11 protein-coding genes are annotated in these 12,981 nt (G+C 73.4%); 3 read left to right on the top strand and 8 right to left on the bottom strand.

The features are described from left to right. The first annotated feature begins 69 nt into the window (after positions 1 to 69). A complete protein-coding gene (gene treY, locus AC5DRG_RS40585; RefSeq protein ID WP_491804853.1) occupies positions 70 to 2,430 on the top strand; it encodes a malto-oligosyltrehalose synthase in 2,361 nt (786 codons plus the stop codon). A gap of 206 nt (positions 2,431 to 2,636) precedes the next feature. Continuing rightward, on the top strand, positions 2,637 to 3,887 hold the full coding sequence (locus AC5DRG_RS40580) for a M14 family zinc carboxypeptidase (RefSeq protein WP_491804852.1): 1,251 nt from the start codon (positions 2,637 to 2,639) through the stop codon (positions 3,885 to 3,887). A 31-nt stretch (positions 3,888 to 3,918) separates the two neighbouring features. On the opposite strand, the gene AC5DRG_RS40575 is transcribed toward AC5DRG_RS40580, so the two are convergent. The 3 genes from AC5DRG_RS40575 to AC5DRG_RS40565 all read right to left on the bottom strand — a co-directional run bounded on the left by AC5DRG_RS40575 (position 3,919) and on the right by AC5DRG_RS40565 (position 6,412). Beyond that, positions 3,919 to 4,338 (bottom strand): SSI family serine proteinase inhibitor, encoded by a 420-nt coding sequence (locus AC5DRG_RS40575; RefSeq protein ID WP_491804851.1) that lies wholly within the window; start codon positions 4,336 to 4,338, stop codon positions 3,919 to 3,921. Beyond that, positions 4,335 to 5,657 carry a M14 family zinc carboxypeptidase gene (locus AC5DRG_RS40570; RefSeq protein WP_491804850.1) on the bottom strand — a complete coding sequence of 441 codons (1,323 nt, stop codon included), beginning with the start codon at positions 5,655 to 5,657 and terminating at the stop codon, positions 4,335 to 4,337. Before AC5DRG_RS40570 ends, AC5DRG_RS40575 begins: the two co-directional genes overlap by 4 nt. A gap of 203 nt (positions 5,658 to 5,860) precedes the next feature. Continuing rightward, entirely contained in the window at positions 5,861 to 6,412 is a 552-nt protein-coding gene (locus AC5DRG_RS40565) for an FHA domain-containing protein (protein ID WP_491804849.1), read from the bottom strand. A gap of 194 nt (positions 6,413 to 6,606) precedes the next feature. Here AC5DRG_RS40565 and treZ point away from each other — a divergent pair, with 194 nt between their 5' ends. Further along, positions 6,607 to 8,352: a malto-oligosyltrehalose trehalohydrolase gene (gene treZ / locus AC5DRG_RS40560; protein ID WP_491804848.1), complete on the top strand. Its 1,746-nt coding sequence runs from the start codon at positions 6,607 to 6,609 to the stop codon at positions 8,350 to 8,352. 36 nt (positions 8,353 to 8,388) lie between these two features. Here the strand turns inward: treZ and AC5DRG_RS40555 are convergent, their stop codons facing one another. From AC5DRG_RS40555 to AC5DRG_RS40535, 5 genes are all read right to left on the bottom strand, one after another. Continuing rightward, positions 8,389 to 9,360, bottom strand: coding sequence for an aminoglycoside phosphotransferase family protein (locus AC5DRG_RS40555; RefSeq protein WP_491804847.1), 972 nt, complete (start codon positions 9,358 to 9,360; stop codon positions 8,389 to 8,391). Between the two features lie 72 nt (positions 9,361 to 9,432). Next, entirely contained in the window at positions 9,433 to 10,569 is a 1,137-nt protein-coding gene (locus AC5DRG_RS40550; protein WP_491804846.1) for an aminopeptidase P family protein, read from the bottom strand. A 108-nt stretch (positions 10,570 to 10,677) separates the two neighbouring features. Beyond that, positions 10,678 to 11,322, bottom strand: a complete 645-nt coding sequence (locus tag AC5DRG_RS40545; protein WP_491804845.1) for a LysE family translocator — start codon at positions 11,320 to 11,322, stop codon at positions 10,678 to 10,680. A gap of 63 nt (positions 11,323 to 11,385) precedes the next feature. Beyond that, entirely contained in the window at positions 11,386 to 11,970 is a 585-nt protein-coding gene (locus AC5DRG_RS40540; protein ID WP_491804844.1) for a PDZ domain-containing protein, read from the bottom strand. A gap of 119 nt (positions 11,971 to 12,089) precedes the next feature. After that, positions 12,090 to 12,956, bottom strand: coding sequence for a LysR family transcriptional regulator (locus tag AC5DRG_RS40535; protein WP_491804843.1), 867 nt, complete (start codon positions 12,954 to 12,956; stop codon positions 12,090 to 12,092). Between the last annotated feature and the right edge of the window lie 25 nt (positions 12,957 to 12,981).

The raw sequence follows: 12,981 nt of genomic DNA, 5'->3' as shown, positions 1-12,981 counted from the left end.
ACCACACGCGCGTGCGGATATGCAGAGGCCGATGACACGAAAGGGGGCGGGGCGGGTACGTAGGTTTGCATGACACCTGAGCGACCTGACCCCGTGGTGCCCACGGCCACCTACCGGCTGCAACTGCAGCCCGAGTTCCCGTTCGGGGCCGCGGCGGCGGCCGTGCCGTATCTGGCCTCGCTCGGCGTCTCGCACCTGCACCTGTCCCCCGTCCTGGAGGCCGTCCCCGGTTCGCTGCACGGCTACGACGTCGTGGACCACGCGCGTGTGCGCGGCGAGCTGGGAGGTGAGGAGGGGCTGCGCGCGCTGGCGCGGGCCGCGCGGGAGCACGGTCTCGGGCTGGTGGTGGACATCGTGCCGAACCACATGGCCATGGCCCCGCGCCACAACCGGGCCCTGTGGGAGGTGCTGCGGGAGGGCCCCAAGTCGCCGTACGCGCGCTGGTTCGACATCGACTGGGAGGCGAACGGCGGTCAGGTGCTGCTGCCGGTGCTCGGGCACCCTCTCGGCGAGGAGATCGGCCGGCTGGAGGTCGACGGCGATGTACTGCGCTACTACGACCAGGAGTTCCCGCTGCGCGAGGGCACGGAGGAGTTGCCGCTGCCGCAGCTCCTGGACGCGCAGTGGTATCGGCCCGTGTGGTGGCGGCTGGCCCGCACGGAGCTCAACTACCGGCGTTTCTTCAGCATCTCGGAGCTGATCGGGGTGCGGGTGGAGGACCCGGAGGTGTTCGAGGCCACGCACGCGAAGACGCTGGAGCTGTTGCGCGAGGGGGTGATCGACGGGCTGCGTATCGATCATCCCGACGGTCTCGCCGACCCGGACGCCTATCTCCAGCGGCTGCACGAGGCGACGGGCGGGCGCTGGACGGTCGTAGAGAAGATCCTGGCGGACGGGGAACAGCTGCCGGCCTCCTGGCCGGTCGCGGGCACCACCGGGTACGACGCTCTGCGGCACATCGACGGCCTGTTCACGGACCCTGCGGGCGCCGGTGAACTCCTCGGCCAGTACCGGCGGTTCGCGGCCCCGCAGACGGACCGGGGCGGTCAGTGGGAGGCGACGGTGCGACGGGCGGCGTACAAGGTGTTGACGCACGAGCTCGCCGCCGAGGTGGAGCGGCTGACGCGGGTGGCGAGCCGGTTGTGCGACTCCTCGCCGGATCCGGCCCTGCGCGACCGGGCGCCCTGGGCGCTGCGTACGGCCTTGCAGGAGCTGCTCGTCCGGATGGAGGTCTACCGGCCGTACACCTCCGGTGACACCGTCTCCGTGGTCACCGAGGAGGCCGCCGCCGAAGCCCGGCAGGCGTTCGTCGTCCCCGAGGAGGCCGGCGCGGTCGACGTCGTACGGGCTCTGGTGCTCGGGCGTGACGGCGGCGGGCCCGAACACGCGGAGTTCCGGGCGCGGTTCGCGCAGACCTCGTCCGCGCTGCGGGCCAAGTCCGTGGAGGACACGGCCTTCTACCGCTATGTGCCGCTGGTGTCGGCGACCGAGGTGGGCGGGAACCCGGGAAGTCCCGCCGTGTCCGTGGAGGACTTCCACGGGTACTGCGCGCGCGTGCAGCGCGACTGGCCCGTCACCGGGACGGTGGTCTCGACGCACGACACCAAGCGCAGCGCCGATGTGCGGGCGGCGCTTGCCGTGCTCACCGAGTGCCCTGAGCGCTGGGCCGACGTCCTGGCCGAGGTGACCCGCACCGGCGAGGGCGTGCCGGACGCACAGCTGGCGTGGGCAGCCTGGCAGACGGTGTTCGGGCTCGGCCCCGCGGCCCCGGAACGTGTCCAGCAGGCGCTGCTGAAGCACGTACGCGAGGCCGGTCTTTACACGAGCTGGACGGAGCAGGAGCCGCCGTACGAGGAGGCGGTGGCGGCGTTCGTCGCGGCGGGCCCGTGCGGGCCGCCCGGCGAGCACGTGGCCGCCTTCCGGAGCGCGCTGGAGCCCCACATCCGGGCCAACGTGCTGGGCGAGGCCCTGGTCCACCTGACGATGCCGGGCGTACCGGACCTCTACCAGGGCACGGAGAGCGAGTACCTGGCACTGGTGGACCCCGACAACCGGCGGCCCGCCCACTTCCCTCCGGAGGACCCCGGTGACAAGAACGCGGTGACCGAGGCCGCGCTCCGACTGCGCGGGCGGCGGCCCGGCGTCTTCGGGGACTCGGCGACGTACGCGCCCGTGCCCGCCGAGGGCCCGGCGGCGGCACACTGTGTGGCGTACGTGCGCTCCGGCGAGGTGCTCACGGCCGTGACACGGCTGTCGCTGCGGCTGGCCGAGGCGGGTGGCTGGCGTGACACGGGGCTGGCTCTGCCGCCGGGCAGGTGGGCCGATGTGCTCGATCCGGAACGGGAGTTCAGGGGGCACGCGCGCGTGGAGGAACTTTTCGAGCGGCTGCCGGTGGCGCTGCTGGAGCGGGTCGACGACAGCGCCCCGTAAAGGGGCGCGCGGCCCGCATCGGCGGTGAGCGCCGGTGCCCGCGAGAGGGGACGCGCGGGCGCCTGACCCCCGCCGGCACCAAATGCCCTACCCGCTAACCGGAAATGCATCTGGGCGCCCCCTGGAGCCTCCCCCATGGTCGCCTTGACATGCCTCGGAGACCGTGGGGTACTGCGGTTGGCGACGCCGGGTGGACATAGACGGGGGTGAGTCTCCTGCCGGAGCTGCGTTACCCCAATGTGACCGAACTGCTCTCGTCCGTCCGGGCGTTGGTGGCTCATCGTCCGGGCCTGTGTTCCCTGCGGCAGGTGGGTGTCTCCCGCGGGGGCCGGCCCCTTCATCTGCTGTCGGTTGGGCACGCCAGACGCGCCGTCCTCGTCGTCGCCGGCGCCCACGCGAACGAGCCCACCGGGGGCTCCACCCTCCTCGCGCTCACCGAACGGCTGCTGCACGAGCGGGAACTGCGGACCGACACCTCCTGGCACTTCCTGCTCTGCGCGGACCCGGACGGGGCCAGCCTCCATGTGACGCCCGCGCCGCGCAGCCTGCACGACTACCACCTCGGTTTCTTCCGGCCGGCCGCCGAGGAGCAGCCGGAGTGGTCGCCGTCGGTGCTGCCGGCCCATCTGCTGCCGCCCGAGACACGGGCGCTGACCCGGGTGATCGACGAGCTGCGCCCCTACCTCCAGGTGACACTGCACGGGACCGATCTGGGCGGCAGCTGGGTCCAGTTGACCAAGGACGTGCCGGGTCTCGCCGAGGCGTTCGCGAAGTCCGCGGCGCAGCTGCACATCCCGGTGGAGACGGGCGCCTCGGACGCCGCGGGATGGTCGGCGTCGGGGCCCGGGGTCCATGTGATGCCCTCGCCGGGTGCGGGCGCCGCGTACCCGAGCATGCCGGACGACGCGCGACACAGCACCTGGTACGACACCCATCGCTACGGCGGGATGACCGCGGTGGTCGAGGTGCCGATGTGGGCGAGCGACCTGGTCGACGACCCGGCTCCGCATCCCGCGCCGGCCGCGGCGATACGGCGGCTGGCACGGCGCCTGCAGCGGGACGGCCTTGAGGTGGAGCGGGTGCTGGCCGAGGCGCTGCCTCGCCTGGACGGCGTCGACGGGCCGCTGCTGCGGGCCGCCAAGTGGGCGCTGGACCTGGTGCCGGGCCTGGCCGCGGACTGGATGCACACGCCGCCTGCCGACAACACGATGGCGTACGTGGGCAGCGTGGACGCGTTCGGGCGCCGGCTGCCGCTGCGGGCCGCGGCGATGTTCCTGCGGGTCCTCCAGGAGACCGACGACCGCGCGGCGCCGCGTCTCGAACAGCTCGTGGCGACCTGGAGCGACGCCTTCGCCGAGCGGTTCCGGGCCCGCTGGGTGCCGTTGGAGCACCAGGTGGAGCATCAGTCCCGGACGGTCGTCGCGGCGGCGCTGTACGCGCGCGAGCGGGCGGCGTGAGACCCGCCGCCCGCCCGCGCACGAGGACGTGTCAGGTGTCCAGCGCGAAGACCGACCCCGTCCGGGCCCCCAGCGCGCAGTCGTTGGAGAGGGTCTCCCGGTACTCGACCGGCCGTCCGTTCCACTCCCCGCGCGCGTGAGCGGTCACCGGCGCGTAGATCATCGGGCAGTAGACGTCCTTCGGCGGGATGGCGCCGATGTCGCCGCCCGCCGCCTCCAGTTCCGCGCAGGCCTCGGCCGCGTGCGTGTGCCCCTGGGGTGGGGCGCACAGCAGCAGGGTGCCGCGCGTGTCGCTGGACTGGGTGTCGCCATGGGTGACCGAGACGAAGAGCCAGTCGCCGCTGACGGCCTCCTGGGGCGTCGCGTGGGCCGGGGCCGGGCCCGCGAGGACGAGGGCGGCCGCCGCCAGCAGAGCGCGCCGTACCGAGTTCGCTGTGGTGGTGTGGGTCATTCCCGGTGCATCGGCACGGCGGCCTCGGTACCCCACCCCGGCTCACCCGAACGGGAGACGGCCGGCGCGTGCCGTCCCGCCAGCTCGAACGCGGCGAGCACGACCCGTGACTGGTACTCCACCTGACGTGCGACGGGGATCCAGCGCGCCCCGCAGCCGTCGCGGTAGTCGACGCACCACTCGTCGATGAGCCGGTCCAGGTCCGGCAGCACACCGGCCGGGTCGCGCCCCGCACCCGACACGAGCCGGTGCAGCAGTCCGGCCGTCCGCAGGGCCAGCCGCCGGCCGGCGATGCGCAGGGCGGCCAGGTGGGCGGTGTTGAGCGGCGGCAGGCGGTGCGCGCCGACGGCGACGTCCGGGTCCCAGGCGTCGGCGAGCCCTGGGCAGACCAGCAGATAGTCGTCGACGGGCGCGAGCAGGCGGGCCGCCTCCGGCACAGCGCCCAGATGGGGGCCGATCCGCGCGAGGATCTCCTCCAGGACGCGCGAGTCGTGGCGCAGGGTGCGGCTGACGGTGCGCAGCACCGCGTCCCGGTCCCCGGGCGGGGAGGCGTCCTCCACGGCGGCCACGCCCCACATGGGCGCCTCGACGACCGCGGTGACGGTGCCGTGCCGGTGCGGATGGAACCATGTCGACTCGACGGCGGCCTCGGTGATGGCCGCGGTCAGGTCGCCCGGGCAGGGCGGCGGGATCCGGTAGACGGCGGGGCCGAGACTCGGCCAGTACAGGGTGTCGTAGGGCCCGAGTTCGCGAGGGATGCCGAGGCGGGCCGCGGTGTGCGCGACGCGCTGGGCGAGGCCGGGGAGGTCACGGGTCAGCTCGACGAAGCCGCCGCCGACGTCGACGCCGTGCAGGGAGCACTGCAGGAAGGGTCTCAGTTCGTCCTGGAGGTCGAGCAGGGTGCGGGTCTCGGGCAGCGTGGCGCTGGCCGCGCCGTCGGGCAGCCACTCGGGCTGCTCCATGAAGCCGGGTCTGAAGAAGTTACGGAAGTAGCGGCCGAGGGTGTACGGGCCTTGCAGCCAGCCCTCGTTGCGGCGCAGCCCGTCGGGGTCGAGGCAGAGAAGCAGGTTCCAGGTGGCGTCGGCCTCTTCGCACAACCGGGGGTCGGCCAGGGCCCGTTCGGCGAGCCGGAGGACGGTGGCGCCGCCCACGGGTTCGTTGGCGTGCGGTCCGGCGACGATCAGGGAGTGTCTGCTGCCGTGTCCGACGGACAGCAGCCACATGGGCGTGCCCGCGCGTGAGGTGCCCACCCGTTGCAGCCGGGCGTCGCCTGGGTGGCGGGCGACGAGCGCGGCCGCCCGGGCGCACAGCTCGTCCACGGTGAGGTAGCGGAGGAGTGGCGACAGGGCACACCTCCACAATGTGGTGCCGTCGGTTCACCTGATGTACATGGTGTACGCACAGTCAGTCACGGCTTGCGGGGTACGTCAACACCGCCGAAGGCAAGGGAATTGGGTCATCGCGCGGAGCGGAGCGCGAAGCAGAGCATGGAGTAAACCCCAGGCCAAGGCTAAGGTTCGGCTCAGTTCCCGGCCAGCCGGAACGAGATCCGTCCGAAGCCGATCTGGTCGCCCTCGCGGACCACGGCGGCGCCGATCACACGCCGGCCGTTCACGGTCGTCCCGTTGGTCGAGCCGAGGTCCCGCAGGACCCACATGCCGCCCTGGCGGCTGAGTTCGGCGTGCACCCGGGACACCGTCTCGTGGGTCAGCCTGAGGCCGTTGTCGGGGTCGCGGCCGATGCGCAGGGGGTGGCCGCTGCCGGGGTGGGGCAGCAGCAGCTTGGGGAGCTTCTCGGCCTGCCAGGCCCTGCGCAGCCGTACGGTGAAGCCGGAGACCGCCTCGACGGTGCCGAACACCAGACGCGACATGCGGCTCTCGGTGGGCAGGTCGGCGGTGAGCGCGGCGAGTTCCTCGGAGCGGCGGGCGGTCAGGGCCAGCTCCATCCGCCGGATGAACGTGTCGTGCGAGAGACGGCCCATCGCGACGCCGTCACGGAGCACCTTCAGCGCCTTGTCGCGCTCCACGTCGGACAGCCGCGCGGGGTACGTGTTGAACTCGAAGGACGACGTCACGTTCGTGATTGTCGGTCAGCGGGCCCGGGGGTGTCCAGAAAAAGGCGAGGCCGTCACGCGCGCGTGACGCAGGCACACACGGGGCACAGGTTCGGCGACATCTGCCGCGAACGGGCGGATTCGAAAGCGGATCGATCTCGTTTGAAGCACGATGGACGGGCTACATCCCGGTGAGCAGACGAAGGGGACCGTCCGTGCAGTTCGAGGTGTGGGCACCGCAGGCAGGCCGTACGACGCTCCATTGCGACGGCGCCACGCGCGCGTTGGAGCGCGATCCGGAGCGGCCGGGATGGTGGATCGGTGAGGCGGAGGCCGACGACGGCACGCGCTACGGGTTCGCGGTGGACGACGGGCCCGTGCTGCCCGATCCGCGCTCCAGGCGCCAGCCGGACGGCCCCGACGGGCTGAGCGCGGTCGTGGACCACGAGCGGTACGCGTGGCGCGCCGCGTGGGCCGGACGCGCGCTGCCGGGCGCGGTCCTGTACGAGCTGCACGTCGGGACCTACACCCGCGAGGGCACCCTGGACGCGGCCGCCGACCGGCTGGGGCATCTCGCCGAACTGGGCGTCACCCACATCGAGTTGATGCCGCTGTGCCCGTTTCCCGGGCGGCACGGCTGGGGGTACGAGGGGGTCTCGCTGTGGGCCGTGCACGAGCCGTACGGCGGCCCCGAGGCACTGAAACGGTTCGTCGACCGGGCCCATGAACTCGGCCTGGGCGTGGTCCTCGACGTCGTGCACAACCACCTGGGCCCCTCCGGCAACTACCTGCCCGCGTTCGGCCCGTACTTCACGGACACGCACCACACTCCCTGGGGCTCCGCCGTCAATCTCGACGCACCCGGCTCGGACGAGGTGCGCGCCTATCTGCTGGGCAGCGCGCTGGCGTGGCTGCGCGACTACCGGCTGGACGGGCTGCGCCTGGACGCGGTGCACGCGCTGATCGACACGCGCGCGTGCCACTTCCTGGAGGAGCTGTCGACGGCCGTGGACACACTCGCCGCCGACCTCGGCCGGCCGCTGTTCCTGATCGCCGAGTCCGATCTGAACGACCCACGGCTGATCACGCCCCGCGCGGAGGGCGGTCTGGGCCTGCACGCGCAGTGGAACGACGACTTCCACCACGCCCTGCACACCGCGCTGACCGGTGAGTCCCAGGGCTACTACGCCGACTTCGCGCGTGCCCCCCTCGCGGCCGTCGCCAGGACACTCACGCACGGCTACTTCCACGACGGCACGTACTCCAGCTTCCGCGGTCGGCACCACGGGCGCCCGTTGGACAGCACGCGCGTGGCCGCGCACCGCCTCCTGGGTTACAGCCAGACCCACGACCAGATCGGCAACCGCGCCCAGGGCGACCGCCTCTCCGCCTCCCTCTCCCCCGGCCTGCTGGCCTGCGCGGCCACCCTCGTGCTGACCGGCCCCTTCACGCCGATGCTGTTCATGGGCGAGGAGTGGGCGGCGGGCACGCCGTGGCAGTTCTTCACCGACCACACCGATCCGGAGCTCGCCGAGGCGGTACGGCGGGGCAGGCGGCGCGAGTTCGCCGCGCACGGCTGGGCCGAGGAGGACGTCCCCGACCCGCAGGACCCGGCGACCCGCGACCGCTCCTGCCTCGACTGGTCCGAGCCGGAGAGCGAGCCCCACGCGCGCGTGCTGGCCTGGTACCGGCAGCTCATCACCCTGCGGCACGAGCAGGCGGACCTCACCGATCCGGACCTGGCCGACATCAAGGTGGCCTACGACGAGGAGGCGCGCTGGCTCGCCTTCCGGCGCGGTGACGTACGCGTGGCCGTGAACCTCGCCAAGGGGGTGGCCGCGATCCCGCTGGGCAGCCGGCAGGCCCATGTGCTGGCCGCGTGGGAGCCGGTCGAGGCGCCGGGGGCGGACGGGCTGCTTCAGGTGCCCGGGGAGTCGTGCGTGGTGCTGCTGCAGGAGTGAACTCCAGCGGGAGCGGGGTGCCGGCGGGAGCGGGTGCTAGAGCTCCTCGTCGGAGTCGTCGGAGTAGTCGTCCCGCAGCTCCGTGACCCGTTCCAGCAGGATCGCCTCCCAGGCGCGCCTCAGCTGGGTCCGCAGGAGCGGCAGCGGGCCGGTGTCGGTGTCCTGGAGGCGGTCGGCGAGGCGGATGACGGTGTCGCAGCGGGCGAGCCAGAGGCCGCGCAGGCAGGGGCGGGCGCTGTAGCCGGCGAGGGTGGCGGCGCGGACGGCGGCGGGGGATCCGACGGCGAGGGCCAGTCCGGCGATGTCCTCGGCGGGGTCGCCCACGACCGCCTCGGTCCAGTCGAGGATGCCGCGCACCCTGCCGTCGGCGCTCACCACGAGGTGCTCGCCCCTCAGGGCGTGGTGCACGAGGACCGCGACGCCGGGCTGGGCGGCGAGCTGGACCGCGGCGGGCAGGGTGAGCTGGTGGAGGCGTGCCGGGTCGAACTCGTCGGCCGCGGCGAGCCGTTCGACGGCCCGCTCGGCGGCCCGGCGCAGCCCTTCCAGGGAGCGCGGGGCGGTGCGGGACACGCCGAGGCTCTCGGCCTGGCGGACCGGGACCTCGCGCAGCCCGGTGAGCAGTCCGGCCAGGTCGGCCTCGCCGACGGCGGACACGTCGTGGTCCTCGGCCGAACCGCCGGGCACCTTGCTGTCGAGGGTGTAGGCCAGTCCGGGCGCCCACTCGCCGTGCGCCACGCTCGTCGGCACGGCGACCGGGATGTGCGGGCGTACGACATCGCGCAGCCGCAGTTCGCGGCGCAGCCGGATCGTGGTCTCACGGTCGGGGGCGAGGCGCAGCACATGGCGGGTGCCGACCCACCACGTGGAGTGCTCGCCGCCCTCGGTGACCGGCCGGACCTCGGGCCCGGCGGCGCCGCTCGCACCGCCCGCGCCGGCCGCGCCGTCCTTGAGCAGGGAACGGACCAGTCGGCGGACGGTGTCCGCGGTGGGTGTCGGTGCCTGGGTCATGGGCGCGCCGTTGTCGTTCGGAGGGTGTTTCGGGGGGTGCTTCGGAGGGTGTGCGGAGCTCCTGACGCTCGTTCAGTCCACTATGGCCATGTCGCGGGCGGTGTTGTTGAGGCGACGGCCGCCGTCCTCGGTGACCGTGACGATGTCCTCGATGCGCACGCCGAAGCGGCCGGGCAGATAGATGCCGGGTTCCACGGAGAAGCACATGCCGGGCACCAGGGGCTGTTCCTCGCCCTCGATCATGTACGGCGGCTCGTGCGTGGTGACTCCGATGCCGTGCCCGGTGCGGTGGATGAAGTACTCGCCGTATCCGGCGTCGTCGATGACGGCGCGGGCCGCCCGGTCGACCTCCTGGCAGGGGACGCCGGGCCGCACCGCCCGGAAGCCCGCCTCCTGGGCCTGACGCACGATGTCGTGGACGCGGCGCTCCTCGTCACTGGGTTCGCCCACGTGGACCGTGCGGGAGGTGTCGGAGCCGTAGCCCTGCCTGAGGCCGCCGAAGTCGAGGACGACCATGTCGCCGTGTCCGATGACGCGGTCGCCGACCTCGTGGTGCGGGTTGGCGCCGTTCGGGCCCGAGGCGACGATCGTGAAGTCGACCTGGGAGTGCCCGAACCGTCGCAGCAGATCCGTGAGGTCGCCGGCGACGTCGGACTCCCGGCGCCCGGCGAAGGGAACCTTCCGGATCTCCTCGTACGTTGCGTCAGCGGCCGCTCCCGCGGCCGCCAGGAGCTCCAGTTCCGCCGCGTCCTTCACGGCCCGCAGCATCGGCAGGGCTTCGGTGAGAGAGGCGTAGGAGGTGCCGGGCAGCGCCTTCTGGAGTGCCAGCAGGTGCATCGCCCAGGCGTTGTCGGAGATACCGAGGCGGCCGGTGGCGGGGAGCAGGTCGGCGGTGGCGGCGTACGGGTCCTTGCCGTCGGTCCAGTCGCGCAGCGTCATGGCGGGGCCGCCCGGCGCCTTCGCGGCGTCCGGTGCCTCCAGGGTGGGCACGACGAGGACGGGGTCCTGTCCGGGGGCGAGGACCAGCGTGGTGAGCCGTTCGGTGACCGGGGGCGCGTAGCCGGTGAGCCACACCAGGTCCGGTCCCGGTGCCACCAGCAGCCCGGCGAGACCGGCGTCGGCGGCCGCCCGCGCGGCTCGCTCCATCCGGGCCCGGTAGTCGTCGGCGGTGAAGGGGGCGGTCGTACCAGCGGCCGTACTACCGGTCATCCGGGCCTCCCGGTGCGGGGTGAGTGACTACGGTCAGCATCCTGCCCGGACCGAGGGGGCCGCGCGAGCCGGTCGGCGGCTCTTTCGGGCGGTTCGCCCGCCATGACGTCAGCTCTCCAGGGCCATACGGACGCCCAGGAGGAGCAGCACACCACCCGAGACCTGTTCCAGGCGCCGGCGTACTCCCGCGCGGGACAGTACGGCCTTCATCCGGCCGACGAACCAGACGTACAGGCCGTAGTAACCGACCTCGTAGACGGCCCAGACCGCCGCGAGTCCGACCATGGCCGGGAGGTGCGGGGCGCCCTGGGGCACGAACTGCGGCAGGAAGGACATCGCGAAGACGGCCGCCTTGGGGTTGGCGAGGTTCAGCAGAAGCCCGCCGCGGTAGGAGGCCCAGCCGCTCTTCGCGACGACGTTCCAGTCGCCACCGTTCCCTTTGTCGCCTGTCTCCCGGGGCTCCTTCTTCATACGGCGGGCGTGGCGCAGCGCCTGCACGCCGAAGCCGGTCAGGACGATCGCGCCCACGACGCGCATCACGTCGTACGCCACCTCGGAGGCGGCCAGCAGAGCGGTCAGGCCGCACGCGGCGACGACGCCCCAGACGAAGACGCCGGTCTCGTTGCCGAGCACGGTCAGGAAGCCCGCGCGTCTGCTGCGCATGGACTCCTTGATGATCAGCACGGTGCTCGGGCCGGGCGAGGCGGCGATGAGAGTGCAGGCCCCGAGGAAGGCGAGGAGGGTGCTCGGCATGGGCCCATCGTGGCCCGGGGCGGGGAGATGCGACCAGTGGTTTTCGCCGTCACGGTTGCCTGGTCACGTCACGACGCCCGGCCTCGCCGTCAACTGCTGGTAGCCGCCGCTGATGTGACGGACCGTGAGGACGATCTCCGTCCCCGGGTCGGCTTCCGTCACCGCGCGGGCGAGATCCGCCGCCGAGTCGATGCGGGTGCCGTCGAAGGTGAGGAGTACGTCGCCGCGGACCAGGCCCGCGGTGTAGCCCGGGCCGGGGACGTGGACGCCGACGACCAGGGCTCCCGACTTCTCGGCGTCCACGGCCTCCACACCGAGGGTGGCGTCGGCCGGGGTCGTGTTCGTGGGCGGTGGGGAGGGGCTGGGCCGCGCCGACGCCGACGGGCTCCCCTGTGCGCCCTGCCCCGGCTGCCCCGCGTGCCGCTGCAGCTCGGCGAGCCTGCTCATGCCGATCACCGTCGCGCCGACCGTGCCGAGTCCGACGCCCGACAGGACCAGCACCGTCCCGACGAACAGGCCGAACAGCAGGGTCGTGAGCCGTCGGCCGCGCCGCCGTGCGGCGTGCGGGCGCCGGGCTGGGCCGGGTTTGGTGCCGCCGCCCGGTTCCTGACCGGGCATCGGCTTGGGACGCAACGCAGTCTGTTCCATCGGATCGCCTCCGGCAGGTGACTACCCGGCGCACCGGCGCACGACGAGCCACGAACGAGTGAGACTGACCCGCGGTCAAGAACGGGAAGACAACCCGGGAGCCCCTGACAGGCCTCGGGTCACGGCCGCCCGACCAATCGGTCCAGCAGCGTCGCCGCCGCACCTCTGGGCGAGCCCCCGTGGACCAGTTCCGTCCGGTGCACGAGGCGTGGGTCGGTGACCGGGACGGCGAACGTGCCGGTCACTCCGGTGGCCGCCGAGCGGGGCAGCAGGGTCAGCCCTCGACCCGCGGCGGCCAGGGCTGTGAGGACGCGGACGTCGGTGCCTTCGTAGCGCAGGGCGGGACGGAAGCCGTGGCCGCCGTTCGCGGCCCTGAGCTGGGTCAGGGGCAGGCCCGCGTCGGGGGCGTCGAGCCAGCGGGCGTCGGCTAGGTCGCCCAGGCGCAGGCCGGGGCGCCGGGCGAGGGGATGAGTGGCGGGCAGCAGGACGCACACGGGTTCCTCGGCGAGGCCGTGCGTCGTCAGGGGCGCTACGTCGGGCAGCCGGAGCGGGTCGCTGGGCGCGGCCAGCCCGTCGACCAGGCCCAGATCCGCGGTGCCGGTGGCGACCGCCGCGGGGACCTCGTCGCGGGCGAGCACTCGCAGGGTCACTCCCGCGGCCGGGAGCGCCGCGACGACCCGCGGTCCGAGCGCGGTCGGTGTCGCGGCGAGCGTCAGCCCGTGCTCGGGCGCGGCCGCCATCCGTACGACGTCCGCGCGGGCCGCGTCCAGGCGCAGCAGCAGCGGGCCCGCGTGTTCGAGAAGCCGCTCGCCGGCCGGAGTGGGTGCGACCGGGCGGCGGGTCAACAGCGGGGCGCCGAGGTCCTGTTCGAGGGCGGCGATGTGCTGCGACACCGCGGACTGGGTGTAGCCCAGCTCCCGCGCGGCCTCGGAGAAGGAGGCGAGGCGGGCCACGGCGACGTACGTGCGCAGGAGGTGCGGGTCCATGCCCGACAGCATTCCGCATGGCATC

It is taken from the genome of Streptomyces sp. JLBG701, assembly GCF_058544905.1.
The sequence above is the reverse complement of the archived record's forward strand: the minus strand, read 5'-3'. Positions and strand labels throughout refer to the sequence as shown.